Source organism: Mammaliicoccus sp. P-M58 (assembly GCF_022386165.1).
Lineage (GTDB): Bacteria > Bacillota > Bacilli > Staphylococcales > Staphylococcaceae > Mammaliicoccus > Mammaliicoccus sciuri.
In genome coordinates this window covers 1-25,097 of the sequence record NZ_JAJNJI010000005.1, presented here as the reverse complement: position 1 = coordinate 25,097, position 25,097 = coordinate 1, and the positions used below count along the sequence as shown (strand labels likewise).

General features: G+C 34.0%; 28 protein-coding genes, 1 rRNA gene and 1 other annotated feature. Of the genes, 2 read left to right on the top strand and 27 right to left on the bottom strand.

The window, feature by feature from the left end; all coding sequences use genetic code 11:
• Positions 1-70: 70 nt before the first annotated feature.
• The 23 genes from LQ694_RS06615 to LQ694_RS06505 all read right to left on the bottom strand — a co-directional run bounded on the left by LQ694_RS06615 (position 71) and on the right by LQ694_RS06505 (position 18,594).
• Positions 71-679: a class I SAM-dependent methyltransferase gene (locus LQ694_RS06615; RefSeq protein ID WP_096790965.1), complete on the bottom strand. Its 609-nt coding sequence runs from the start codon at positions 677-679 to the stop codon at positions 71-73.
• Positions 680-761: 82 nt separating this feature from the next.
• Complete coding sequence (gene rplL, locus LQ694_RS06610; protein WP_153653597.1) at positions 762-1,124, bottom strand: 50S ribosomal protein L7/L12; 363 nt, start codon at positions 1,122-1,124, stop codon at positions 762-764.
• A gap of 40 nt (positions 1,125-1,164) precedes the next feature.
• Positions 1,165-1,671, bottom strand: a complete 507-nt coding sequence (gene rplJ, locus LQ694_RS06605; protein ID WP_025904860.1) for a 50S ribosomal protein L10 — start codon at positions 1,669-1,671, stop codon at positions 1,165-1,167.
• A 42-nt stretch (positions 1,672-1,713) separates the two neighbouring features.
• Positions 1,714-1,854: a sequence feature (ribosomal protein L10 leader region), on the bottom strand.
• A gap of 41 nt (positions 1,855-1,895) precedes the next feature.
• Positions 1,896-2,588: a 50S ribosomal protein L1 gene (gene rplA / locus LQ694_RS06600; protein WP_037589918.1), complete on the bottom strand. Its 693-nt coding sequence runs from the start codon at positions 2,586-2,588 to the stop codon at positions 1,896-1,898.
• Positions 2,589-2,702: 114 nt separating this feature from the next.
• Complete coding sequence (gene rplK, locus LQ694_RS06595) at positions 2,703-3,125, bottom strand: 50S ribosomal protein L11 (protein ID WP_025904858.1); 423 nt, start codon at positions 3,123-3,125, stop codon at positions 2,703-2,705.
• Positions 3,126-3,272: 147 nt separating this feature from the next.
• Positions 3,273-3,821 carry a transcription termination/antitermination protein NusG gene (gene nusG / locus LQ694_RS06590; protein ID WP_058590878.1) on the bottom strand — a complete coding sequence of 183 codons (549 nt, stop codon included), beginning with the start codon at positions 3,819-3,821 and terminating at the stop codon, positions 3,273-3,275.
• A gap of 14 nt (positions 3,822-3,835) precedes the next feature.
• Positions 3,836-4,015: a preprotein translocase subunit SecE gene (gene secE / locus LQ694_RS06585; RefSeq protein ID WP_025904856.1), complete on the bottom strand. Its 180-nt coding sequence runs from the start codon at positions 4,013-4,015 to the stop codon at positions 3,836-3,838.
• Between the two features lie 14 nt (positions 4,016-4,029).
• Entirely contained in the window at positions 4,030-4,170 is a 141-nt protein-coding gene (gene rpmG, locus LQ694_RS06580; protein WP_075577615.1) for a 50S ribosomal protein L33, read from the bottom strand.
• A 50-nt stretch (positions 4,171-4,220) separates the two neighbouring features.
• Positions 4,221-4,835, bottom strand: coding sequence for a sigma-70 family RNA polymerase sigma factor (locus LQ694_RS06575; RefSeq protein WP_070372905.1), 615 nt, complete (start codon positions 4,833-4,835; stop codon positions 4,221-4,223).
• Between the two features lie 78 nt (positions 4,836-4,913).
• Entirely contained in the window at positions 4,914-5,432 is a 519-nt protein-coding gene (locus tag LQ694_RS06570; protein WP_025904854.1) for an NYN domain-containing protein, read from the bottom strand.
• Positions 5,432-6,178, bottom strand: coding sequence for a 23S rRNA (guanosine(2251)-2'-O)-methyltransferase RlmB (gene rlmB / locus LQ694_RS06565; RefSeq protein ID WP_048541344.1), 747 nt, complete (start codon positions 6,176-6,178; stop codon positions 5,432-5,434). Before rlmB ends, LQ694_RS06570 begins: the two co-directional genes overlap by 1 nt.
• The gene (locus tag LQ694_RS06560) at positions 6,171-6,560 is read right to left on the bottom strand and encodes a Mini-ribonuclease 3 (protein ID WP_049319905.1); all 390 of its coding nucleotides are present in this window, start codon (positions 6,558-6,560) and stop codon (positions 6,171-6,173) included. Before LQ694_RS06560 ends, rlmB begins: the two co-directional genes overlap by 8 nt.
• Positions 6,561-6,573: 13 nt before the next feature.
• The gene (cysS, locus tag LQ694_RS06555) at positions 6,574-7,977 is read right to left on the bottom strand and encodes a cysteine--tRNA ligase (RefSeq protein WP_218696973.1); all 1,404 of its coding nucleotides are present in this window, start codon (positions 7,975-7,977) and stop codon (positions 6,574-6,576) included.
• Positions 7,961-8,602, bottom strand: coding sequence for a serine O-acetyltransferase (cysE, locus tag LQ694_RS06550; RefSeq protein ID WP_025904850.1), 642 nt, complete (start codon positions 8,600-8,602; stop codon positions 7,961-7,963). The genes cysS and cysE overlap by 17 nt, the downstream gene beginning before the upstream one ends.
• 255 nt (positions 8,603-8,857) lie before the next feature.
• The gene (gltX, locus tag LQ694_RS06545) at positions 8,858-10,312 is read right to left on the bottom strand and encodes a glutamate--tRNA ligase (RefSeq protein ID WP_048541341.1); all 1,455 of its coding nucleotides are present in this window, start codon (positions 10,310-10,312) and stop codon (positions 8,858-8,860) included.
• A 15-nt stretch (positions 10,313-10,327) separates the two neighbouring features.
• Positions 10,328-10,807: a 2-C-methyl-D-erythritol 2,4-cyclodiphosphate synthase gene (gene ispF / locus LQ694_RS06540; protein WP_049319442.1), complete on the bottom strand. Its 480-nt coding sequence runs from the start codon at positions 10,805-10,807 to the stop codon at positions 10,328-10,330.
• Positions 10,800-11,486 carry a 2-C-methyl-D-erythritol 4-phosphate cytidylyltransferase gene (gene ispD, locus LQ694_RS06535; RefSeq protein WP_048541338.1) on the bottom strand — a complete coding sequence of 229 codons (687 nt, stop codon included), beginning with the start codon at positions 11,484-11,486 and terminating at the stop codon, positions 10,800-10,802. The genes ispF and ispD overlap by 8 nt, the downstream gene beginning before the upstream one ends.
• A 1-nt stretch (position 11,487) precedes the next feature.
• A complete protein-coding gene (locus LQ694_RS06530) occupies positions 11,488-12,546 on the bottom strand; it encodes a PIN/TRAM domain-containing protein (RefSeq protein ID WP_239771927.1) in 1,059 nt (352 codons plus the stop codon).
• 22 nt (positions 12,547-12,568) lie between these two features.
• A complete protein-coding gene (gene radA / locus LQ694_RS06525; RefSeq protein ID WP_049319440.1) occupies positions 12,569-13,939 on the bottom strand; it encodes a DNA repair protein RadA in 1,371 nt (456 codons plus the stop codon).
• Between the two features lie 155 nt (positions 13,940-14,094).
• Positions 14,095-16,557, bottom strand: coding sequence for an ATP-dependent Clp protease ATP-binding subunit (locus tag LQ694_RS06520; RefSeq protein ID WP_058590882.1), 2,463 nt, complete (start codon positions 16,555-16,557; stop codon positions 14,095-14,097).
• 16 nt (positions 16,558-16,573) lie between these two features.
• Positions 16,574-17,581 carry a protein arginine kinase gene (locus tag LQ694_RS06515; protein WP_049319439.1) on the bottom strand — a complete coding sequence of 336 codons (1,008 nt, stop codon included), beginning with the start codon at positions 17,579-17,581 and terminating at the stop codon, positions 16,574-16,576.
• Entirely contained in the window at positions 17,582-18,118 is a 537-nt protein-coding gene (locus LQ694_RS06510) for a UvrB/UvrC motif-containing protein (protein ID WP_049319438.1), read from the bottom strand.
• 14 nt (positions 18,119-18,132) lie between these two features.
• Positions 18,133-18,594, bottom strand: coding sequence for a CtsR family transcriptional regulator (locus LQ694_RS06505; RefSeq protein WP_025904841.1), 462 nt, complete (start codon positions 18,592-18,594; stop codon positions 18,133-18,135).
• Positions 18,595-18,769: 175 nt separating this feature from the next.
• Here LQ694_RS06505 and LQ694_RS06500 point away from each other — a divergent pair, with 175 nt between their 5' ends.
• Positions 18,770-19,990 (top strand): NupC/NupG family nucleoside CNT transporter, encoded by a 1,221-nt coding sequence (locus LQ694_RS06500; protein ID WP_025904840.1) that lies wholly within the window; start codon positions 18,770-18,772, stop codon positions 19,988-19,990.
• 55 nt (positions 19,991-20,045) lie between these two features.
• Here LQ694_RS06500 and pdxT read toward each other — a convergent pair whose 3' ends face one another.
• Entirely contained in the window at positions 20,046-20,621 is a 576-nt protein-coding gene (pdxT, locus tag LQ694_RS06495) for a pyridoxal 5'-phosphate synthase glutaminase subunit PdxT (protein ID WP_058610897.1), read from the bottom strand.
• 1 nt (position 20,622) lies between these two features.
• Positions 20,623-21,510: a pyridoxal 5'-phosphate synthase lyase subunit PdxS gene (pdxS, locus tag LQ694_RS06490; RefSeq protein ID WP_058590885.1), complete on the bottom strand. Its 888-nt coding sequence runs from the start codon at positions 21,508-21,510 to the stop codon at positions 20,623-20,625.
• Between the two features lie 111 nt (positions 21,511-21,621).
• Between pdxS and pdxR the strand changes: the two genes are divergently transcribed.
• The gene (gene pdxR, locus LQ694_RS06485; RefSeq protein ID WP_204253658.1) at positions 21,622-23,010 is read left to right on the top strand and encodes a MocR-like pyridoxine biosynthesis transcription factor PdxR; all 1,389 of its coding nucleotides are present in this window, start codon (positions 21,622-21,624) and stop codon (positions 23,008-23,010) included.
• A 27-nt stretch (positions 23,011-23,037) separates the two neighbouring features.
• On the opposite strand, the gene LQ694_RS06480 is transcribed toward pdxR, so the two are convergent.
• A complete protein-coding gene (locus tag LQ694_RS06480) occupies positions 23,038-24,921 on the bottom strand; it encodes an FUSC family protein (RefSeq protein WP_218696974.1) in 1,884 nt (627 codons plus the stop codon).
• 87 nt (positions 24,922-25,008) lie between these two features.
• Positions 25,009-25,097: ribosomal RNA gene (gene rrf / locus LQ694_RS06475) — 5S ribosomal RNA — on the bottom strand; the annotation flags it as partial.

Sequence of the window (25,097 nt, the reverse complement as noted above, 5' to 3'; positions counted from 1 at the left end):
ACGCAAAAGTACACACTTATTGAATATAATTTTTAACATTCTATTACTATATCAGAACAAAACACCAAAATCAAGCTTTTACACTTTTTAAAATGTAATAACCCTTGCTTTTTTCGATTATTTCTGCATTACCAAAAATATCTTGCATTTTTTTCTTTGCAGAAGGCATACCTTGCTTCTTCTGAATAACAACTAAAAGCTGTCCGCCACTCGATAATACTTTGATGCTTTGCTCAAGAATTTTATGAACAATTTCCTTCCCTGCTCTTATTGGAGGGTTTGTTAATACAAAATCAAACTCTAAATCTAATACATCATCTAAACAGTTACTTACTTTCAACTGAGCATTTTGAATGTTGTTAGATCGTTGATTATCTTTTGCCAAATCCAATGCGCGTTCGTTCACATCTACCATAGTCACTTCACTATGCGGAAGTACTTTCGCACACATTAAACCTATTGGACCATAACCACAGCCCACATCCAATATTCTCTTTTTAGGACCAGGGGGATTTGCATTTAAGAAAGTTGTTACGAGTAAATCAGACCCAAAGTCTATTTTCCCTTTTGAGAAAACACCATGATCTGTCTGAAGAGAGAGTTTGTTATCGCGATAAAAATAATCGAAACTTTCTCGTTCCGACTTCACGTTTGGATCGTTATCAAAATAATGACTCATTACGCCACCTCTTTATTGATTAAATGAGTAAATAAAAACCCGTTATCATGATAATAACGGGTTTTTTGATTTAATACAGAGATTATTTTAATTCTACAGATGCGCCAACTTCTTCTAATTTTTCTTTTAAAGCTTCAGCGTCTTCTTTAGATAAACCTTCTTTAACAACTTTAGGAGCGTTGTCTACGATTTCTTTAGCTTCTTTTAAGCCTAAGCCAGTTGCTTCTTTAACCGCTTTAACAACTTTAATTTTTGAATCTCCAGCTGAAGTTAATTCAACGTCGAATTCAGTTTTTTCAGCTGCTGCGTCTCCACCAGCTGCGCCAGCTGCTGCTACAGGAGCTGCTGCTGTTACACCAAATTCTTCTTCGATAGCTTTTACTAAGTCATTTAATTCTAATACTGACATTTCTTTAATTGCTTCAATAATTTTTTCATTAGACATGATATATATCCTCCATTAAATAGTTTTATTTGTTGCTGAATTATTCAGCACTTTCTTCTTTTTGTTCTCCAACAGCTTTAACTGCATAAGCAAAGTTACGAACTGGAGCTTGTAATACAGATAGTAACATTGATACAAGACCGTCTTTTGATGGTAATGAACCGATAGTGTTAACTTCTTCTGCAGATACAACTTGTCCTTCAATAACACCTGCTTTGATTTCTAACGCTTCGTTTTCTTTAGCGAAGTCAGCAAGAATTTTAGCTGGTTCAACAACTTCTTCGTTTGAAAAAGCAATTGCGTTAGGACCAGTTAATGTTTCTTCTAAACCTTCGATACCAGCAGCTTCAGCAGCACGACGAACTAAAGTGTTTTTGTAAACTTTATATTCGATACCTGCTTCACGTAATTGTTTACGTAATTCAGTAACTTGCGCAACTGTTAAACCACGGTAGTCAACAATAATTGTTGAAACAGAATTTTTAAGTTGTTCAGTAATTAAATCAACTTTTTGTTGTTTAGCTTCAACGATTTTTGAATTAGACATCTCTACACCTCCATATTAATTGTCCGTGCTTTTATGATGAGGTTTCTCAACAAAAAAGCACTTTTTACCCACGGCAAAAAGTGCTTGAATTTTATACGTTCAAGTCAATTTAAGCCTCGGTAGGATCGCTTTTTAAGTTCAAAATTGAACTCCTACTGTCTTAGGTTAAATATTACACATCCAAAACTATAACGCGTTTTGGAATTGAAGTCAATATTTTTATATTATAATTTAAAGCTTGAAGTATCAACTTTGATACCAGGACCCATTGTTGTTGTAACAGCAACAGATTTGAAATAAGTACCTTTAGATGATGCTGGTTTTGCTTTAGTTAATGTATCTTGAATTGTTTTGAAGTTATCAACTAATTGTTGCTCGTCAAATGATACTTTACCAATAGATGCATGAACAATACCAGATTTTTCAGCACGGTATTCTACTTTACCTGCTTTAATTTCTTCTACTGCTTTTTTGATATCCATTGTTACTGTACCAGTTTTAGGGTTTGGCATTAAACCTTTAGGTCCTAATACACGACCAAGTTTACCAACTTCACCCATCATGTCAGGTGTTGCAACGATTACATCAAAGTCGAACCAACCTTGGTTGATTTTGTTAATGTATTCTTCACCTACATAATCTGCTCCAGCTTCTTCTGCTTCTTTGATTTTATCGCCTTTAGCGAATACTAATACACGTTGTGTTTTACCAGTACCGTGTGGTAATACTACAGCGCCACGGATTTGTTGGTCATTCTTACGTGTATCAATGCCTAAACGAAATGCAACTTCTACAGATGCATCAAAGTTAACAGTACTTGTTTCTTTTGCTAATTTAATCGCTTCTTCAACAGCGTATGTTGCAGTACGATCGATTTTAGCAACTGCTTCTTGATACTTTTTACCTTTTTTAGCCATTTTGTTTTCCTCCTTTAGTGGTTTTAGCGGAATGTTACCTCCCACGTGCATTATCATAAAGACAATGCAATAGCAGACAGCGAAATAGCCGCCTGCTTAAACTTTAAAACTCAATTATTCTACGACAATACCCATGCTGCGTGCAGTACCTTCAACGATACGCATAGCTGCTTCTTCAGATGCCGCGTTTAAGTCAGGCATTTTAGTGTTAGCAATTTCACGTACTTGGTCTTGAGTTACTGTAGCAACTTTAGTTTTGTTAGGTTCACCAGAACCTTTTTCTACTTTAGCTGCTTTTTTAAGTAATACTGCTGCAGGTGGTGTCTTAGTGATGAAAGTAAATGAACGATCTTCAAATACTGTAATTTCAACTGGAATGATTAAACCTGCTTGCTCTTGTGTACGAGCGTTGAATTCTTTACAGAATCCCATAATATTCACACCGGCTTGACCTAATGCAGGACCAACTGGTGGTGCTGGGTTTGCTTTACCTGCAGGAATTTGCAATTTAACAACTTTAACTACTTTTTTAGCCACGATGTGCACCTCCTTGATATCGTGATGTGGTCATGGGGTAATGATATTTTACCCTCCCACTCTTCATTTCGTGACGAAATGGTTGCGCATAGTCCGAGCGCGACCTTTAAATAATAACATTGAAATCATGAAATTTCAAGTGTTTTTTTACAACTTTTCAATTTGATCGAATTCAACTTCGACTGGTGTTTCTCTACCGAACATGTCAACAAGAACTGTTAATTTATACTTCTCAACATCGATTTCTTTGATTTCACCAACTTGGTTACTAAATGGTCCACTTGTTACGCGAACTTGTTCACCTAATTCAACTTCTACGTCGACTGTTTTTTCTGCCATACCCATTTGTTTAAGGATAAATTTCGCTTCATCTGGTAATAATGGATTTGGTTTAGATCCTGCACCAGCAGAACCAACGAAACCTGTAACACCAGGTGTATTTCTTACGACATACCATGATTCATCAGTCATAATTAACTCAACTAATACGTATCCAGGGAAAGTCTTCTTGATTTGTGTCTTCGCTTTACCATCTTTAATAGATGTTTCTTCCTCTTCTGGAATCACAACTCTAAAAATTTGTTCTTGCATGTTCATTGTATCAACACGCTTTTCTAGGTTTGTTTTGACTTTATTTTCATAACCTGAATAAGTGTGCACTGCATACCATCGTTTAGCGCCTATCTCTTCTGACATTTTGCCACTCCTTACTATCTAATCAAATTAATTAATTCTGTAATTCCTAAATCTAATGCATAGAAAAAGATTAAGAAAAAGATTACTGTACACACTACTATTGTTGTATATTTAACAAGTTCTTTGCCAGTTGGCCAACTTGTTTTCTGCATTTCTGATTTTACGCCTTGAAAGAAGTTTTCTTTTTTAGCCATTGATTTTCCTCCTTTTAGATGGATTCTTTATGCAATGTATGCGTATTACAAGTTTTACAAAACTTTTTTAGCTCTAATCGTTGATCTGTATCTTTTTTAGGGACTGTATAATTTCTAGCTCCGCATTTCTCGCAATTTAAAGGGACTTTTCTCATCTTATCACCTAATTCATTCTAATCCTAGATTAATATACAAAACAAAACACCTAATTGTCAAACAAAGCTGAAGTAATTTCAGCCTTGTTCAGTTTCTTTTTTAATCTGTATTGTGCGTTATATACATGTTTCACTGGTACATCTAGTTCATTTGATATTTCTTTTTTTGTTTTTCCTTGTACTGTTAATTTTAGAATGTCCGATTCAATAGGTGATAGCTTATTAGAATCCATCAAATAGGATAGCGAACATTCTGTTAACATTTGATCTTCAAAATCCTGGCCATGACCATCTCTTAGACACTCTATTAAATTAACCGAATCACTATTTGTTTCATCAATACTTAATGACGCTTTTAATATTTGATACTTTGTACTTTTAACTTTTCTTATATAATCAATTTTAGCATTTTTAATAATGACATTCACACAATGTATAAACGAATCATGCTTGTCACAATCAAATGTGAGTGCTTGCTTATACAACTTATATCTTATAATTTGCGTGATGTCCTCTTTATCATTATAAGGTAGTCTCAATGTGCTTACCCGCTTCTGAATGTCACTTTCGAAAACATTTAATAATTGATTAAACGCTTCTTTGTCACCACGCTGAATATCAGCAATCCATTTTAACAACTGCTTGTCCATATTCAAATCATTCATCATGCTCATCCCTTGTTATCGTTTTGAGCATATTTTACAGAGCGCGTTCCTTATAAATCAAACTCCAAAAAATCATATTTATCGATTATTTCTTCTCCATTTTTCAAATTGCTGTAATACTTCATCTGGCAAGTTCAATCTATTTCTAGGTGTCTTAGTTTTAATTTCTGATAGGTGCTTTGTCACAACAGATTCTTGATTTGCAATTGTTGACCACATTTCTCTAGATGAGATTCTATACGCACCAGAACCAAAAATAGCATGTTGTTCACTCATATCACTTGTGACTACTGTAATATGTGTAATATGCTTACGATATAATTCATACGTTAATCTTTCGATATAACTATCTGCTGTTTCTTTTCCCTTCGTATAAACAACTTTCACACCGTGCTTAAATTCTACTGATTCAGTACCTTCTACACCATAAGCATCAAAAACAACAATCATTTCGCCATCATGTTGGGTATTATAATTGATAAGTGTGATTAACAATTTATCTCTCGCTTCTTCTAAAGAAACTTGAGCAATGGAAGACAATTCGTTTGATTGTCCTATTAAGTTATAGCCATCAATAATTAAATAGATATCTTTCATTATGATTGTCCTATTGGATGCCTTTTTCTATATACTTCATACATAAGCAGACTCGCTGCAACAGAAGCATTTAAGCTATTAACGTGTCCAACCATTGGTAATTTAATATAAAAATCACACTTATCTTTCACTAGTCGACTCATACCTTCGCCTTCGCTGCCTATAACGATAACAAGTGGCATTCCAGCATCCATTTGTCTATAATCAGTCGCATTCTTTGCATCTGTACCCGCGACCCAATACCCTACTTCTTGAAGCCTTTCAATTGTTTGCGGTAAATTCGTCACACGAATAACTGGAACATGTTGAATGGCACCGGTTGAAGCTTTTGCTACTGTTGCATTTAACTGTACAGACCTTCTCTTCGGAATAATAATGCCATCAATACCTATTGCATCAGCTGTTCTCATAATAGAACCTAAATTATGTGGATCTTCTAAACCATCTAACATCAATAAACAAGGTACATGGTCAATATCTTTAGTTTCTGAAATGAAATCTTCTAATTCTTTATATGGATATGGCGCAATTTGAGCAGCGATACCTTGATGTGGAACATCTGTTAAATAGTCAATTTTTGATTTAGGTACAGTTTGGACGACTATTTTTTCAGATTTTGCAATTTTTAAAATTTCACCAATTTGTTTCTTGTTGATACCTTCTTGAATTAATACTTTATTAATCGTATGACCTGAAGTTATCGCTTCTTTGACCGCATGTCTACCAACTATAATCGATTCATCCATTGGCTCCCACCCTTTCTTCTGTTATTTCAATCATTTTATTAACGAGTTCTTCTAAGCGTTCTGTTTCATCTATTAAGAATAAATAACCGATGACCGCTTCAATCGCTGAGCTTTTTCTATACGTTTGTATATCCGTATTCTTCGCTTTCGTATAACTTTTTGCGTTACGACCTCGTCGTATAATTTCTAATTCTTCTTCTGTAAAAAATTCATTTTCCATCAAAATATTAAGTGCATAAGCTTGTCCCTTTGCAGAAACATATTGTTTAGACAATTGATGTAATCGATTAGGTTTCCCTTTAATTTTAAGGATAATATGTTTTCTGACATACGTATCTAATATCGAATCACCCATATAAGCTAAGGATAACGGATTTAACATTTTAATTGTTAATTTATCCACGTCTAAACCTCACACCTTGAGCTGTGTCTTCAAGAATAATATTTTGTTCTTTTAGTGCATCTCTAATTTCGTCCGCTCTCTGGAAGTTCTTAGCTTTTCTTGCTTCATTACGTTCTTCAATTAATGCTTCAATTTCTTCATCAAGTAATTCATTTTGTTGTTTACCTACTAATGGTACACCGAGAACTTCACTAAAAATTTCATACACTTCTTTGAAACGATTAATTGTTTTTGTAGAAGTTGTATTTTCAAGTAAATATTTATTAGCTAATTTATTCAAGTCATACCATGCAGTCATTGCATTAGCTGTATTGAAATCATCATCCATAGATGTTTCAAAGTCATTTAATATTTCATTAATACGTTCGATATGTTGTTCTGTTTCATCTTCTTCTAATACAGCATGTTGTGATCTATCAACTAATGATTGATAACTGTTTCTAATTCTTTCTAAACCTCTATTAGCTGCTTGTACAAGTTCTAAATCATAGTTTATTGGATTTCTATAGTGCGCACCAACCATAAAGAATCTTAATACATCCGGGTCAATTTCTTTTATGATGTCATGAACTAAAATAAAGTTACCTAATGATTTACTCATTTTTTCATTGTTAATATTTACAAAACCATTGTGCATCCAATAATTCGCGAATGTCTTATCATTGTGTGCTTCTGATTGAGCAATTTCATTTTCGTGGTGAGGGAATTGTAAATCTGTTCCACCAGCATGGATATCAATCGTATCGCCTAAATGTACTTGTGCCATTACAGAACACTCGATGTGCCAACCTGGTCTACCTTCTCCCCATGGGCTATCCCACTTAATTTCACCTGGTTTAGCTTTTTTCCATAAAGTGAAGTCTAGTGCATCTTCTTTTTGTTCACCTGATTCTATTCTAGCGCCAACTTTTAAGTCATCTAATGATTGGTGGCTCAACTTACCGTAATCATCAAAACGTCTTGTACGATAATAAACGTCACCACAACTTTCATATGCATAGCCTTTTTCGACTAATACAGCTATAAAAGCAATAATATCATCCATGTGATCCATTACTCTTGGGTTCGCTGTTCCACGTTTACAATTTAAAGCACCTGTATCTTCGTAGAATGCTTCAATAAAACGATCCGCAATTTCCGGAACTGTTTCACCTAATTCATTTGCAGCTTTGATCAATTTGTCATCAACATCTGTAAAGTTAGATACATATTGTACATCGTAGCCACGGTATTCTAAATATCTTCTTACGACATCAAATGCTACTGTTGCTCTTGCATTACCAATATGAATGTAGTTGTACACTGTCGGTCCACATACATACATTTTTACTTTTCCTTCTTCGATAGGAATAAATTCTTCTTTTTGTCTTGTTAACGTATTATATAACGTAATCATCAACAATCTCTCCATTCTTCGTCTTTTCAAGTTGACGTTCTAATTCTTTTAATTGTTCATATATTGGGTCTGGTAAATTTGTATGATTAAAGTTCTTACCAATTTTCAAGCCATCTTGTTTAACAATTCTACCTGGAATACCAACTACTGTAGAATAATCTGGTACATCTTTGAGTACGACTGAGTTCGCGCCAATATTTACATTGTTGCCGACTTCAATATTACCTAATACTTTGGCACCAGCAGCTATCAGTACATTATCACCTATGTCTGGATGTCTTTTGCCTCGTTCTTTACCTGTCCCACCAAGTGTTACACCTTGGTAGATCGTTACATTATTGCCGATGCGACATGTTTCACCTATTACAATACCCATGCCATGGTCGATGAATAGCCTCTTGCCGATTGTAGCACCTGGATGAATTTCAACTCCTGTGAAAAATCGTGCAATTTGGGATATAGATCTTGCTATAAAGTACATTTTTTTCTTAAAGAACCAATTAGCAATCAAATAACTCCATATAGCATGTAGTCCTGAGTAAGTCATAACGACTTCAAATGAAGATCTTGCTGCAGGGTCTTGATCGAATACCATTTGAATATCATCTTTGACTCGTTTAAACATTTAAATCCCCCCTCAGATAACAAAAAGGCGCCCCTAACAATAATTGCTAGAGGTGCCTTTTTGCACGGTTCCACTCTTTTTAGCATTTAAAAAATGCTCACTCTTTTAAATATTAACATCATCATATTTGTAATAAAGGTGCATTCGCTTAAGTAATGTGGCACATTTTCAGCAACCATGTACTCTCTAATTTCACATTATCTAATCTACTTGTCCTTTAAGTCATTTATATAATAATTTCTCGTTCTAAAAAAATCAAACAAAACGTTTTAATCTGTTAAGTACTTTATCTCGACCTAACAACGCAATTGTATTCGGTAATTCAGGGCCATGAGTTTGACCTGAAACAGCAACACGGATAGGCATAAACAATTGTTTACCTTTGATGCCTGTTTCTTTTTGTACAGCTTTAATTGATTTTTTAATTTCTGCTGGTTCAAACGGCTCTAAAGTTTCAAGTTGTTTAACAAGTTCAGCCATAACAGTTGGAACTTGTTCGCCATCTAAGACTTCTTGTGCTTCATCACTGAAATCAAGATGTTCTCTGAAGAATAACTCAGATAAAGGAACAATTTCTCCTGCGTAACTCATTTGTTGTTGATATAAACCTACTAAGTCTCTTGCCCAAGATAATTCAGCTTCAGATGGACTTTCAGGTAATAGACCTGCTTTAACCATATGTGGAATTGTCATTTCAAAGACTGTTTCAGAATCTTTTTCTTTCATATATTGGTTATTAATCCATTCTAATTTTTTCTTATCAAAGAATGCTGGTGATTTAGAAAGACGTTTTTCATCGAAGATTTTAATAAATTCTTCTTTAGAGAAGATTTCTTCTTCGCCTTCAGGGGACCAGCCTAATAAACCAATAAAGTTAAAGATTGCTTCAGGTAAATAACCTAAATCTTTATATTGTTCTATAAACTGCAGAATTTGACCATCACGTTTACTTAATTTTTTACGCTCTTCATTAACGATTAATGTCATATGCGCAAACTGTGGAGGCTCAAACCCAAATGCTTCATAAATCATAAGTTGCTTAGGTGTGTTTGAAATATGATCATCACCACGAATAACGTGTGAAATTTCCATGTAGTAATCATCAATCGCAACTGCAAAGTTATAAGTTGGGATGCCATCTTTTTTAACGATTACCCAGTCACCGATACCATTTGAATCAAATGATACTTCACCTTTAACGATATCATCGAATTTATATTCTTTATTTTGTGGCACTCTAAAGCGAATACTTGGTTGTCTACCTTCTGCTTCAAATGCTTCTTGTTCTTCTTTTGTTAAGTGTGCGTGTTTACCACCATAACGAGGCATTTCACCTCTTGCAATTTGCTCTTCGCGTTCTGCTTCTAATTCTTCTGAAGTCATATAACATTTATAAGCTTTATCTTCAGCTAATAATTTTTCAATTAATGGCTTATAAATGTCGCCACGTTCAGATTGACGATATGGACCGTATCCTCCGTCTTTATTAACAGACTCATCCCAATCTAAGCCTAACCATTCAAGGTTAGAGAATTGTGATGCTTCTCCGTCTTCTAAATTTCTGGCTATATCTGTATCTTCAATACGTATAACAAAGTCCCCATTATAATGTTTCGCAAATAAATAGTTAAATAATGCGGTTCTTGCGTTACCGATGTGTAAGTAACCAGTCGGACTTGGCGCGTATCTTACTCTTACTTTGTTACTCATCGTCTCACTCCTGTTTTATTCTTTACTTGTTAATAATACCACAGCTTGTGCTTGTATGCCTTCTTCTCTTCCTAGAAATCCTAATTTTTCATTCGTTGTTGCTTTTACGTTTATATCTTCAATAGACACTTCTAATACTGAAGCAATTACACTTCTCATTTGATCTATATAAGGTCTGAATTTAGGTTGTTCCGCTACAATTGTAGCATCTACATTCCCAAGTTTATATCCTTTTTTCAAAACTTGTTCATAAGCTTCTTTAAGCAATAATTTTGAATCTTCATCTTTAAAAGCTGGGTCTGTATCTGGGAATAGTTTCCCTATATCTCCTAGACTTGCAGCACCTAGAATAGCATCCGTAATTGCATGGAGCAACACATCTGCATCACTGTGACCTTTTAAACCATGTGTATGTTCAATCTCAAGACCACCAATGATCAATGGTCTTGTCGGATCAAATTCATGCACATCATAACCGTAACCTATTCTAAACATCGCAAATACCTCGCTTCTCTAGTATAGAATGTGCAATTATTAAATCTTCGTGGGTTGTAATTTTGATATTGTCGTAATCACCATTTGATATGTGTACTTTATACCCTGCTCTCTCTACTAACGAAGCATCATCCGTACCTAAGTAATTTTGTGCTTCTGCTTGTTCATAAGCTTTTAAGATAATGTCTCTTTTAAACGCTTGAGGTGTTTGAACTTGCCACATCGTTGAGCGATCGTAAGTGTGTTCAACAACACCATTTATAACTTGCTTTATTGTATCCTTAGCTTGAACTGCTAAAATCACAGCATCTTTTGTTAAGGCATCTTGATATAATTGGTCGATTTTTTCTTGTGTAATAAATGGTCTCGCACCATCATGAACCATCACAACTTCAGTATCAATCAATACTTTCAAGACTTCATTAATGCTATGTTGTCTTTCTTGACCACCTGGAATGATACCAGCAACTTTACTAAAATCTTTTAAATGTTCTTCCATTAATTCAACTTCGTCTGGATGCGCAGCAATAAAAATCTGTTCACATGAATCTATTTCTTGAAACACAGCAACAGTTTGACGAATAATTGTTTCACCATTAATTTCTAGAAATAATTTGTTAATTTCAGTTCCCATCCTTTTACCTTGTCCAGCTGCAGGAATGATTGTCGTAAACCCCAATTTATGACACCTTCTTCGCAAATATAATTCTACCAGATGAAGTTTGTAGCAAACTCATCACTTCAACAGGAATTGTCTTTCCTATATATTCTCGTCCTTTTTCAATGACAACCATTGTACCATCATCAAGATAACCAACACCTTGATCATCTTCTTTACCTATTTTCGTAATTAATAAATCGAAAATATCCCCTTGGTGTAGTACTGGTTTAATCGCTTCAGATAAATCATTTACATTTAGAACTTTTATGCCTTGTACAGCACATACTTTATTCAAATTATAATCTGTTGTAATGATACTTGCTTGATATCGTTTAGCCAATTTGATTAAAAGCGCATCTACATCTTTATGTGCAGACGTTGGTTCAATGATTGAAATCGAGAAATCTGTTTTCTTCAATTCATTTAATATATCTAACCCACGTTGTCCTTTATCACGTTTAACACTGTCTTTAGCATCCGCAATGACTTGTAACTCTTCAATAACACCTTGAGGTACAAGGATTTCTCCATCTATAAAATGACACTTCACGACGTCTAATATTCTCCCGTCAATAATAGCACTTGTATCTAAAATTTTGGCGTATTTCGAAGTTGTTTGTCTCGTTAAAGAATTTGATATACTTTCTGGAAATAATCGTAATATTTCTTCTCGTTTTTGCAAACCAATCTGAAAGCCTAAATAACATAAAAAAGCAGCAATAATAATAGGTAAAATATGTTTCAGAACTGGTGCACCGATCATTTCTAATATAAACGAAACCATAACCGCGATCATTAAGCCTATCATGACACCAATAGTAGCGAAGAATATTTCAAGAATACTCCTTTTTAATAAGTATTTTTCTCCTTGATCAGCCATGTCTACAATTTTATCAATCAAAAACCCAAACAATAGGAAAATAACAACCGCACCTATAAGACCATCGATATATGGATTTGTGAGTACTTGTTCGGGTTGGATACTAAACGCATTAATCAGTTCTGGAATCACCATAATGCCTAGTGAGGAACCTATGACTAAATAACACAGTATGATTAGTCCTTTTAAAATTTTCATACGTTAACCTCCTAACGGTTAATTATGCATTAAAAGCAATTTTCAATGCTTCTCTTGTTGTTGATACGCCAATAACTTCTGTACCATCTGGGAATTCTAAACCTTTAATATTATTTTTAGGTATGATAATACGTTTAAATCCTAATTTAGCCGCTTCTTGTACACGTTGATCAATTCTAGCAACCCTTCTTACTTCACCTGTTAAGCCAACCTCACCCACGAAACAATCATCACCTTTAGTAGGTTTATCTTGGAAACTTGAAGCTATCGCGATAACAATGCTTAAATCTACAGCGGGTTCACTTAATTTTACACCACCGGCAATTTTGATATATGCGTCTTGTTGTTGTAATAAGAAATTCTCTTTCTTCTCTAATACAGCCATCAATAAGCTTAATCTATTGTGATCAATACCTGTTGCCATTCTTCGTGGATTATGAAAAGTTGTTGGCGTTACTAAAGCTTGCACTTCAACTAAAATAGGTCTCGTACCTTCCATAGTTGCCACAATAGTCGAACCCGATACATGTTTCGTTCTTTCTTCTAAGAACATTTCAGACGGATTTTTAACTTCGTTAAGACCTGTTTGCTTCATTTCAAAAATACCCATTTCATTTGTCGAACCAAAACGGTTTTTAACTGCTCTTAATATTCTGTATGCATGATGTGTATCGCCTTCAAAATATAATACTGTATCTACCATATGTTCTAACAAACGTGGACCAGCAATTTGTCCATCCTTCGTTACATGTCCAACAATAAATGTAGCAATATTCATTTGTTTTGCGATATGCATTAAATTTTGTGTACATTCTCTAACTTGAGAAACAGAACCTGGAGCAGAAGTAACTTCAGGGTGGAAGACAGTTTGAATGGAATCTATAACTAATACATCTGGTTTTTCTTTTTGAACCATACTATGTATAATCTCTAAATTCGTTTCAGCATAAACATTTAATTCTCCTGAATCTTCAACTAATCTTTCAGCTCTTAATTTCGTTTGTCTTACAGATTCTTCACCTGAAACATATAAGACATTTTTTTGTTGAGATAAAGCCGCACAAATTTGTAATAATAATGTGGATTTACCAATACCAGGGTCACCACCAATAAGTACAAGCGAACCTTCTACAACACCGCCACCTAATACGCGATTAAATTCATTGATTTTAGTCTTAATTCTAGGTGTATCTTCTTCTTTAACGTCTTTTAATTTTTCTATTTTTTGTGCGGGTACATCTGACTTGAATGTATTTTTAGGACCTTTAGTTTCTTTATGTTCTATTGATTCTTCCATTTGGTTCCATGCACCACAATTAGGGCATTTCCCCATCCATTTTGGAGATTGATATCCGCAGGCTAAACACTCAAATATTACTTTCTTTTTGGCCATTCATGTTACCTCCGTATTAATTGAATAGTTATATTTTAAACTTGACTGACATTAAAAACAAATTAATATACTTTAAAATCAATATAAAAGCCCGCAAACTATTATGATAAATAGCTTGCGGACTTATTATAATATTAAATTAACATTGTTGATTTTTAAGCTTTTGAAGTTTCTTCTGCTTCTTTATCTTCTTTATGATCTGATAAATCAAATTTAAATTCATCATCTCTATAATCTACAATGACATCTTTACCTACTAAATCTTGTCCAGATAAGATTAATTCACTTAAATTATCTTCGACATGTTTTTGAATAGCACGTGTTAATGGTCTTGCACCATATTCTGGATCGAATCCTTCATCAGCAATTTTTTCTTGTGCTGAATCTGAGAGCGTAATGTGAATACCTTGTTCTGATAATCGTTTCGTTAAGTTACCAGCCATTTTATTCACAATTTCTTTAAGATGTGTTTTTTCAAGTTTGTGGAAGACGATAATATCATCTACACGGTTTAAGAATTCTGGTCTAAATTGTTGTTTTAATTCATCCATCATTGTTTTTCTGATAGTTTCATAATCCGGTCCACTTTCTTTAGCACCGAATCCAACAAATTTAGCATTTTGTAATTCTTGTGCACCAACGTTTGATGTCATGATAATAACAGTGTTTCTAAAGTCTACTTTACGACCTTTAGAATCTGTTAAGTGACCATCATCTAACACTTGTAACAAGATATTAAATACATCTGGATGTGCTTTTTCAATTTCGTCAAATAGGATAACTGAATATGGTTTACGTCTTACATTTTCAGTTAATTGTCCACCATCATCATGACCTACATAACCTGGAGGAGAACCTACTAAACGACTGACAGAGTGTTTCTCCATAAACTCACTCATGTCCACTCTTATCATTGCATCTTCTTCACCGAACATCGCATCAGCTAATGTACGTGCAAGTTCAGTTTTACCAACACCTGTTGGTCCTAAGAATATAAAGCTACCAATTGGTCTCTTAGGATCTTTAAGACCAGCACGAGCACGTCTTACCGCTTTAGAAATAGATTTAACTGCATCGTTTTGACCGATTACACGTTCATGTAAGATAGTTTCTAAGTTTAGTAATCGTTCTGACTCAGTTTCGTTTAATTTCGTAATTGGAATACCTGTCCAATTTGCGACAACGACTGCGATATCTTCAGCAGTTACACATGTGTTTTTCTCACCTTGAGCTTTTTTCCATTCGTTTTTAGTATCTTCTAATTGTTTTTCAAGTTTAGTTTGTTTATCTCTTAAATTAGCTGCATTTTCAAACTCTTGAGAATGTACGGCAGCATCTTTTTCTTTCTTAACTGTTTCTAATTCTGATTCAAGTTCTTTAAGACTTGGAGGTGTTGTATAGTTTCTAAGTCTTACTTTAGAACTTGCTTCATCGATTAAGTCGATTGCTTTATCAGGTAAGAATCTATCTGAAATGTAACGGTCACTCATATTAACTGCCGCTTCAATCGCTTCATCTGAAATATTAATACGGTGATGCGCTTCGTAACGATCTCTCAAACCTTTTAAAATTGAAATTGAATCTTCAGTATTTGGTTCATCAACTGTTACAGGTTGGAAACGACGTTCTAATGCTGCATCTTTTTCAATATATTTACGGTATTCATCTAATGTAGTTGCACCGATACATTGTAGTTCACCACGAGCCAATGCTGGTTTCAAGATGTTTGATGCATCGATAGCACCTTCTGCTCCACCCGCACCAATAAGTGTGTGTAACTCATCGATGAATAACACGATATTGCCTGCTTGATGAATTTCTTCCATTACTTTTTTAAGTCTTTCTTCAAATTCACCACGATATTTAGTACCTGCTACAACAGTACCCATGTCTAATGACATAACGCGTTTACCTTTTAATGTTTCTGGTACTTCGTTTTGTACGATTGCTTGTGCTAATCCTTCAACGATAGCCGTTTTACCAACACCTGGTTCACCGATTAATACTGGATTGTTTTTAGTTCTTCTACTTAACACTTCAATGACACGCGTAATTTCATCTGAACGACCAACTACTGGATCTAACGTACCATCTTGCGCAATGACTGTTAAGTCTCTTGCTAATCCATCTAAAGTTGGTGTTGCTTGATTTTTAGTCGTTTGAGCATTTTTTGAACCTTGCTCTGGACTGCCTAATGATTTAACGACTTGTGCTCTTGCTTTAGTGATATTCAAATCTAAATTGGCAAATACACGTGCTGCCACACCTTCGTTCTCACGAATTAATCCTAATAATAGATGTTCTGTTCCAACAAATGTATGGTTTAACTTTCTCGCTTCATCCATTGAAAGTTCAATCACTTTTTTAGCTCTTGGTGTGTAATGAATCGCACCAACTTGTTCTTGACCTTGGCCAATTAAATTTTCAACTTCTTTTGTTACTTTTTCTTCAGTAATACCGAACGCATCTAGCACTTTAGCTGCTATGCCTTCAGGTTCTTTCATTAAACCTAATAATAAATGTTCCGTACCTATATTTGAATGATTCAATCTCATTGCTTCTTCTTGTGCATGCGCTAATACGCGTTGCGCACGTTCTGTTAATCTACCAAATAGCATAAACTAACCTCCTATTTTATATATGTTCTCTTAAAAAGGTTGCTCTTTGTTCATCTACAGATTGTTCCGAGTCATTACCTTCAAAGAATGGTGTTTGTATTGTAACCATTAAATTATCAAAATTAAAGTTATTACTCTCGATATGCCCTAAATCTATACCCAGTTTCATTTCACTTAATCTTAATGAAGCTTCTTCAACAGATATCAATTGTGCAGATTTCAATATACCTTTCGCACGATGAACTCTGTCTTTTGTTTCCATATGATTAAAACGATCAAGTCTTTGTCTGATTTGTTCTTCTTCACTAATGATTTGTTCAACAATTTGCGTTAAATCTTCGATTATTTCTTCTTCAGTCTTACCAAGTGTTAATTGATTGGATATTTGATATACATGACCAAGTGCGCCTGTACCTTCACCATAAATACCTCGAATAGTATATCCGAATCTATTAATAGCTTGTCCAATTCTCTTCATACGTTTCATAATGCTTAATCCTGGTAAGTGCAACATAACACTCGCTCTTAATCCTGTTCCAATGTTTGTTGGACAAGTCGTTAAAAATCCGTGTTGTTCATCATATGAAATTGTTAGATGTTTATCAAGCTCATCATCTAATTTAGATGCCGTTTCATACAACTCGTTTAGCACGAGATTGTGGCCCATAACTTGTATTCTAACGTGATCTTCTTCGTTGATCATAACACTTGTTGATTCATCATCATTTAATAATACTGCACCAAATTTCTGTTTCGTCAGTGCTGGGCTAATGAGATGTTTGAACACGAGTTTATTCTGATCTAGTTCACTTAAATCTGATAACTTCGTCAATTTCAATTCTGATAATGCTTTACTCACTTTTTCTATTACTTTGTTGCCTGTTTCGTCATCTTCTTCATATTTGAGCGGATGAACTTCGTCTTGAAGGTTACGTGCAAGTCTTATTCTAGAACTCATGACAATTGGCGTGTCTTCTGTTTCTTTCATCCAATCGCTAATATGTTCATTCATATGCTCTTCCATTTACTCGACCTCACCTTCTGCTTTCAATGCTTTAATTTCATCTCTTACAACTGCTGCATCTTCAAAGGCTTGCTCTTCAATTAAGCCTTGTAGTATTTTTTCTTTCTCAGCAATTTGTTGTTTGAGTTGTATTTTACTTCTTGAAGATACAGGTATTTTACCTGTATGCTCCCCACTGCCCGCTTGAACTCTTCTAATAATTTGCGGTACATCATCTTTAAAAGTTTCATAGCAGTCATGACAACCAAACTTACCAACTTTAGCAATATCTGTTAAAGTCATGCCACAAGTAGGACAGTGCTTTTCTTCTTGTGGTTGAACTTGTTTAAAGTTAATACCATGTTTACCTACTAAATATTGTAGAAATTGGTTCACAACAAATTCTTGGTCCAGATTTTGATCACTCATTTGATCATCTTGGAAATAAAAATGTTCTGAAGCACAGTTTTTACATATCCATTGTTCAGTTTTATGTTTCTTACCTGTTGATGTTAATTGAATTGTTGCTTCTTCTTTACCACAAATTTCACAAAGCATACTGTCACTCCTTTTTAACTATAATGTATGACGGCAAGTATACGTTTCAATATATTTGCTCGAATAATATCTCTATATGGTATTTCTATTTGCAATGTATCTCTATGAAGCGTTTGAACAATCATTTTTTTCTCTCTATCTGTAATTAAGTCATTTTCATACAAACCATCCACAATTCTAAATGCATTTGCTTGTGAGATTTGATCACCTGTCAATTCAATTAGATGTCTAATGAATGCTGATTGACTATTCGTTTCAACTTTTGAAATACGAATGTAACCGCCGCCGCCTCTTTTACTTTCAATAGCGTATCCGTGCTCATTTGTAAATCTTGTTTTTATAACATAGTTTAATTGGGAAGGTACACAATCAAACTTTTCAGCAATATGTGCACGTTTAATTTCAACGACATCTCCTTGAGCCTCCTCTAGCAATTGCTTTAAGTATTGCTCAATGATATCCGACATGTTGTGCATTAATTCATCACCTCTTTTGACCTTCTTTGACTATATTATATGTTCTGTTGTTTATTATTTCAATTAATTTGTTTCTTTAAAAATTTTTAAAATTTTATACCGCTTTCAAAAGAAATAAGTTATCATATAAGGTAGGTTATGATTGAGTATAAACGAAGGGAAAGGTGTGTCAATTATGCATTATATTATCGGGATTATCGGTATCTTATTATTCCTATTTCTAGCATGGTTAGTAAGCTCTGATAAAATGCGTGTTAGATGGCAGTATATAGGGTTAATGATCGTAATCCAGTTTATATTTGCTTTCTTATTATTAAAAACAACAGGTGGATTAACTATCATAGGTGGTATTTCAAGTGGTTTTGGCTACATCATAGCAAAAGCTATGGAAGGGATAAACTTCGTATTTGCGGGTATTGCAAATATCGATCCTAAGACAGATAAGCCTGTTTCAGTTTATTTCCTTAACGTATTAATGCCAATTGTGTTTGTATCAGCACTTATCGGTATTTTACAATATCTTAAAATCTTACCTCTTATCATTAAATATTTAGGTTTAGTCATTTCTAAAGTTAATGGTATGGGGAAATTAGAATCATATAATGCGGTCGCATCTGCAATTTTAGGTCAATCAGAAGTGTTTATTTCTATCAAAAAACAACTTCCATTAATTCCTAAACATCGTATGTATACATTAACAGCTTCAGCTATGTCTACTATATCTGCATCAATCGTTGGTGCATATTTTACGATGGTTGAACCGAGATACGTTGTAACAGCTATCGTATTAAACTTATTTGGTGGATTTATTATGGCATCCATTATTAATCCATATACAGTAGATCCAAAAGAAGACGACATCATGATTCAAGAATCGGAAGAAAAACAATCATTCTTCGAAATGTTAGGTGAATATATTTTAGATGGTTTCAAAGTTGCCGTTATCGTAGCAGCAATGTTAATCGGTTATGTTGCATTAATCGGACTATTAAATGGTGTTACGTCTAACATTCTAAGTTTCGTTTCTGGCGGTTCAGTATCATGGGACTTCCAAACATTAATCGGTTTTGTATTTGCACCATTTGCCTTCTTAACAGGGGTTCCTTGGGCAGATGCAGTACAATCAGGTAGTATTATGGCTACTAAAGTTCTTTCAAATGAATTTGTTGCGATGGGTATCTTACCAGATGCAGATATTTCAGAAAGAGCAAATGGTATCATTTCAGTATTCTTAGTTTCATTCGCAAACTTTGGTTCTATTGGTATCATCGCGGGTGCTGTTAAATCATTAAATGATAAACAAGGGGATAATGTCGCACGCTTCGGTATTAAATTATTATACGGTGCAACATTAGTATCATTCTTATCAGCTACAATCGCAGGATTTTTCTTATAATAAATAGAAGCAGTCTACAGAACAATAATCGTTCTGTAGACTGCTTTTTTGTTTGTTATACTTGTTCTGTTTGATATTGTTTTACGATTTCTTCAATGAAATACGCCATAATTTTGTAGTCTTCAGTAAGTTCCGGATGGAATGAAATACCTAAGTATTGATTTTGTCTTACAGCTACAATTCTATCTTCAACCTTAGATAATACCTCAACACCTTCATGAGCTGATTGTATATGAGGTGCACGTATAAATACTGCATTAACCGCTTCTTCAATACCTTTAACATTTAAATCTTGTTCAAAGCTATCTACTTGTCTACCAAATGAATTTCTCTCAACAACAACATTCAATTTATTTAAATGACTTTCTTGACCTACTACTTCTTTTGCTAAAAGTATCAACCCAGCACAAGTTCCATATATAGGTAATGAACTATTTCTAAGTGCTTCAGTAAAGCCGTATAAATCCATTAAACGACGCATAGTCGTTGATTCTCCACCAGGTAAGACTAAACCATCAATTTCATCTAATTGCTCTACATGCTTAATTGTAATACCTTCATGGCCAGCTTTTTCAATATGCTTAATATGTTCTCTTACAGCACCTTGTAAACCTAGGACACCTATCTTCATATTACCATCCACGCTCTTGCATACGTTCTTCTAATGATAATTGATTGATGTCTAAACCTTTCATAGCTGGTCCTAATTCTTTAGACAATTCAGCAATTAATTTATAATCTTGATAATGTGTAGTTGCTTGAACAATTGCTTTAGCAAATTTTTCTGGTGCTTCAGATTTAAAGATACCAGATCCAACGAATACACCATCAGCGCCTAATTCCATCATTAATGCAGCATCAGCTGGCGTTGCAACCCCACCTGCTGCAAAGTTTACAACTGGTAAACGACCTAAATCTTTAATTTCTTTCAATATTTCATATGGTGCACCAATATTTTTAGCTTCAGTCATAATTTCGTCGTCACTCATCACAACTAATTTACGCACTTCTGCGTTTACTTGTCTCATATGACGAACTGCTTCAACTATATTACCAGTTCCTGGTTCACCTTTCGTACGTAACATTGCAGCACCTTCGCCAATTCTACGTGCAGCCTCACCTAAATTACGGCAACCACAAACAAATGGCACTGTAAATTCATCTTTTTTCAAATGATATTCTTCATCAGCTGGTGTTAACACTTCTGACTCATCAATATAATCTACGCCCATTGATTCCAATACACGTGCTTCTGTGATATGACCAATTCTACCTTTAGCCATTACAGGAATAGATACAGCATTCATAACTTCTTCAACAATACGTGGGTCAGCCATTCTTGCTACCCCACCTGCTGCTCTAATATCAGATGGTACGCGTTCTAACGCCATTACAGCAACAGCACCTGCTTCTTCAGCTAATTTAGCTTGTTCGGCATTAACCACATCCATGATTACGCCGCCTTTTTGCATTTCTGCCATACCTCTTTTAACTTTATCTGAACCAGTAATTTTTGACATCGAAAAACTTCCTCCTTTTAAATCGCTTACTAGTAGGTTATACTAAATTCTGAACTGGTAAAAGAGTCAGATTTATCAAATAATTAGTGGTCAGTTTTCGAGGTGAATAAAATGGAAATGCTCATGTTCGACATCAATAGAAAGATTAATACGCCTATATACATACAACTATATGAAAATATAAAAAAAAATATTATTAACGACGTTATGAGATATAACGAGAAATTACCTTCAAAAAGGCAATTAAGTCATTATTTATCGGTTAGTCAAACAACGATAGAACACGCTTATCAGCTACTTTGCGATGAAGGTTATATATATAGTAAAAATCGTTCTGGCTTTTATATTAATGACATCGTTAATCTACCGGTAACCTATAAATCTAAGATTCCTGAAGCTCACTACATAGAAGAACAAAAGTATCAATATAGCTTTAAACTAGGTGCAATAGACAAAACACATTTCCCGAATGATCTTTTTAGAAAATACGCTAAAGAAGCATTTGATGAACAACAAATAGATTTATTAGATAGTGGCCATAAGCAAGGTGATTTTAATTTAAGAAAAGAAATCAGCTATTATGTCTTTCATAGTCGTGGCGTAAATTGTTCTCCAGATCAAATTGTCGTTGGGTCGTCAACAGAGCAGCTATTATCCATTATTACGGATATCATTTCAGAGTCTAAATATATGATAGAAGACCCTCTATATAAACAAGTGAGAGATTTATTAAAAAGAAAACATATCCCATTTGACTTTATTCCAGTTACGCAAAACGGGATTGACATAGAACAAATTATCAAGACGGATAGTGATGTTGTGTATATTACACCTAGTCATCAATTTCCAACTGGTGTCATTATGGACTTAAAACGACGAACACAACTCATTAAATGGGCTTCAGAACAAGACAATCGTTTTATTATTGAAGATGACTATGATTCAGAGTTTAGATATAGTGGAAGACCGATACCAGCACTACAAAGTTTAGATCATTCAGATAGCGTCATCTATGTCAGTACTTTCTCTAAATCTATTTCACCTTCGTTGCGTGTAGCATATGCTGTACTTCCGAAAAATTTAATTGCTTTATACCATAAAAAAACAAACATAGAAGGTGGTACCGTACCAAGACATACACAATATATGTTAGCTAGGTTTATGAATGAAGGACATTTCGAAAGACATTTGAATCGCATGAGAAAAATTTATCGAACTAAAAGAGATATTATACTCGAACAACTCAAAAAATATCCTGAAACCTTTTCGATTTCAGGGGAATTAACGGGAATGCATTTTATATTAAATGTTCATAATGGTCTATCTTTAGAAGAATGTATAAGAATAATTGAAGCATGCAATATCGATATTAAACCCCTCTCTCATTATCGCTTTAAACAAACTGACGAGAAACCCCACTTTGTTCTTGGATTTGGTGGTATTAATATTGAAGATGCTGAAGCACATATTAATAGTTTAATAGAATGTTTAACCAAATAAAAAAAGACTTCGTGATGAAGTCTTTTTTTATTTGGTATGACTTAAACTTTGTAATTTCATTAATTCATTTCTAATGCTTGTATATTCTTTTAATTCTGGTAAATCAATTTTTTCATAGTCTGCATTAAAGACCACTTTTTTACAAATATTCTCGTATGTCGTTAAATAAAGTCCTAAGTCATGGTCTGATAGCGTCGTAATCTTACCTTGTGCATAAGCTCTTTCTAACGTAAATGCTAATTGTTCAACTGTAAATATAATCGGATAAACATATTCAACCTTTTTAACTTTGTTATCCATTTCATTCAATGCAGCTTGGTACATTGCTTTCGTATTCATGATCTCAGTGTGTAAATCTGTAATAATTTTTGATTTTGCTATATTATGATGATACTTATTAGAAGAAAATATTGCATGTAATAAACTTGATTGTAGTTTTAACGTATTATTAATTGTCTTAGGTAATTTTTTAGACGCTTGATTTCTTCCTACTATCAGTACACCAATTAAACCTATTACTGAACCTATTACTACATCAACAATTCTTGGCATCACTAAATATGTATCGAAATGTTGTGTGATTGCTGCTGACATTAAAAGAACATTAGGCGTGATAAATGTGACTGCAATTGTATAATTAAATGCGATTAATAACTCAGCTGTTCCCATCAAAATCGCCATTAATATGACAATCGTCCATGTATTAGGCTCAAATGCTAAAATTAAAATTGCGACTAACATACCAGTAATTGTACCTACTGTTCTTTGCAGTGCTCTTTGTATTGTAGATAGTGATGATGAACCTAATAATACAGAACAACAAGATATTGGTATCCAATAAGCTCTTTCAAACCCCATACCAAATGCAATGATAACTGAAGTAAATAATATAATTCCATATTGCATAGAAGACATTAAAACTAAAGAATCTCTTGATAAATTTTCTTTAATAATTCTGGAGTACATCGGTTTTCTATAAATAATTTGTTTATCAAATTGTAAATTCTTATCGTTAAGTATCATGACTGTATCATTAATTAATTCTGCTAATGACTTTATGTAAGAGCTCTCTCCATCATATTCAATCGGTACATAATGAGTCGATTCATTTTCTGCAATTCTAAGCTGAATATAATTCAGTGCTTCACTTATTTCTTTTGGTAACACTTCATAACCTTGTGAAGATAATTCTAAACAAGCAGACCATATAGCTTCAGCACGTCCTTTTAACTGCAACATTCTATTATAACCATGCGTTTTATTCCAAAAAGCATTAGCTGTAGTCAAAGTATTTGTTGCATGATGTATCGCATTTAAAGTATTACTACGTGCATCATCAAATTTTTCCCCACTAAAATTTTCAGTTAAAATTGCTAAATTCTTATAAATATTTGATACACTTTCAGCTTCCGGCTTTTTATGATTAAACATTGCATCAACTATTACAACAATTGTACTAACAATACCACCACATAAAACAAGTAATCCTCTATTCAGGAAATCCTCAGGCATAATTGGCATAATAGAAGCTACACTATATGTAAGTACAAAGAATAAAGAAGAAGGTCCAGGTATTTGAAAAGCTTTTAAAACAAAATGACCTACCATCCCTATGAGTCCTAAAACTAATGCATATAAAAATGGAATGGTGATTGTAATCGTTCCTAACATGATACAAATACTTAATACTATAGACACAGTTATAACTTTTCTAATTCGTGAAGGATATGCTCCATTAATAATGTAGATATTACTAAATGATCCCAATAACGCAGTTAGTCCTAAATCGAATCTTCCAAGTAATACGCTTCCAGCTAAAATGATAAAAACAATAATAGCTTGCATAAATGCTTTTTTAGTTGCAAGATTATTTTTATTCACTTTAAACATCACATCAAAATATTTTTTCATGTTATATCTCCTCTCACAATTTTCAAGCAAAAAAAAGAGACCTAACAGGTCTCGAGTGCGGCTCATCGCATCCATTTATAAATATTTGCCCGGCAACGTCCTACTCTCGCGGAACGTAAGCCCAACTACCATCGGCGCTAAAGAGCTTAACTTCTGTGTTCGGCATGGGAACAGGT

Coding starts and splice junctions, on each gene's coding strand:
- LQ694_RS06615 (WP_096790965.1), bottom strand. CDS start 679: ATGAGTCATTATTTTGATAACGATCCAAACGTGAAGTCGGAACGAGAA.
- rplL (WP_153653597.1), bottom strand. CDS start 1,124: ATGTCTAATGAAAAAATTATTGAAGCAATTAAAGAAATGTCAGTATTA.
- rplJ (WP_025904860.1), bottom strand. CDS start 1,671: ATGTCTAATTCAAAAATCGTTGAAGCTAAACAACAAAAAGTTGATTTA.
- rplA (WP_037589918.1), bottom strand. CDS start 2,588: ATGGCTAAAAAAGGTAAAAAGTATCAAGAAGCAGTTGCTAAAATCGAT.
- nusG (WP_058590878.1), bottom strand. CDS start 3,821: ATGTCAGAAGAGATAGGCGCTAAACGATGGTATGCAGTGCACACTTAT.
- secE (WP_025904856.1), bottom strand. CDS start 4,015: ATGGCTAAAAAAGAAAACTTCTTTCAAGGCGTAAAATCAGAAATGCAG.
- rpmG (WP_075577615.1), bottom strand. CDS start 4,170: ATGAGAAAAGTCCCTTTAAATTGCGAGAAATGCGGAGCTAGAAATTAT.
- LQ694_RS06575 (WP_070372905.1), bottom strand. CDS start 4,835: ATGAATGATTTGAATATGGACAAGCAGTTGTTAAAATGGATTGCTGAT.
- LQ694_RS06570 (WP_025904854.1), bottom strand. CDS start 5,432: ATGAAAGATATCTATTTAATTATTGATGGCTATAACTTAATAGGACAA.
- rlmB (WP_048541344.1), bottom strand. CDS start 6,178: ATGGATGAATCGATTATAGTTGGTAGACATGCGGTCAAAGAAGCGATA.
- LQ694_RS06560 (WP_049319905.1), bottom strand. CDS start 6,560: ATGTTAAATCCGTTATCCTTAGCTTATATGGGTGATTCGATATTAGAT.
- cysS (WP_218696973.1), bottom strand. CDS start 7,977: ATGATTACGTTATATAATACGTTAACAAGACAAAAAGAAGAATTTATT.
- cysE (WP_025904850.1), bottom strand. CDS start 8,602: ATGTTTAAACGAGTCAAAGATGATATTCAAATGGTATTCGATCAAGAC.
- gltX (WP_048541341.1), bottom strand. CDS start 10,312: ATGAGTAACAAAGTAAGAGTAAGATACGCGCCAAGTCCGACTGGTTAC.
- ispF (WP_049319442.1), bottom strand. CDS start 10,807: ATGTTTAGAATAGGTTACGGTTATGATGTGCATGAATTTGATCCGACA.
- LQ694_RS06530 (WP_239771927.1), bottom strand. CDS start 12,546: ATGAAAATTTTAAAAGGACTAATCATACTGTGTTATTTAGTCATAGGT.
- radA (WP_049319440.1), bottom strand. CDS start 13,939: ATGGCCAAAAAGAAAGTAATATTTGAGTGTTTAGCCTGCGGATATCAA.
- LQ694_RS06520 (WP_058590882.1), bottom strand. CDS start 16,557: ATGCTATTTGGTAGATTAACAGAACGTGCGCAACGCGTATTAGCGCAT.
- LQ694_RS06515 (WP_049319439.1), bottom strand. CDS start 17,581: ATGGAAGAGCATATGAATGAACATATTAGCGATTGGATGAAAGAAACA.
- LQ694_RS06510 (WP_049319438.1), bottom strand. CDS start 18,118: ATGCTTTGTGAAATTTGTGGTAAAGAAGAAGCAACAATTCAATTAACA.
- LQ694_RS06505 (WP_025904841.1), bottom strand. CDS start 18,594: ATGCACAACATGTCGGATATCATTGAGCAATACTTAAAGCAATTGCTA.
- LQ694_RS06500 (WP_025904840.1), top strand. CDS start 18,770: ATGCATTATATTATCGGGATTATCGGTATCTTATTATTCCTATTTCTA.
- pdxT (WP_058610897.1), bottom strand. CDS start 20,621: ATGAAGATAGGTGTCCTAGGTTTACAAGGTGCTGTAAGAGAACATATT.
- pdxS (WP_058590885.1), bottom strand. CDS start 21,510: ATGTCAAAAATTACTGGTTCAGATAAAGTTAAAAGAGGTATGGCAGAA.
- pdxR (WP_204253658.1), top strand. CDS start 21,622: ATGGAAATGCTCATGTTCGACATCAATAGAAAGATTAATACGCCTATA.
- LQ694_RS06480 (WP_218696974.1), bottom strand. CDS start 24,921: ATGAAAAAATATTTTGATGTGATGTTTAAAGTGAATAAAAATAATCTT.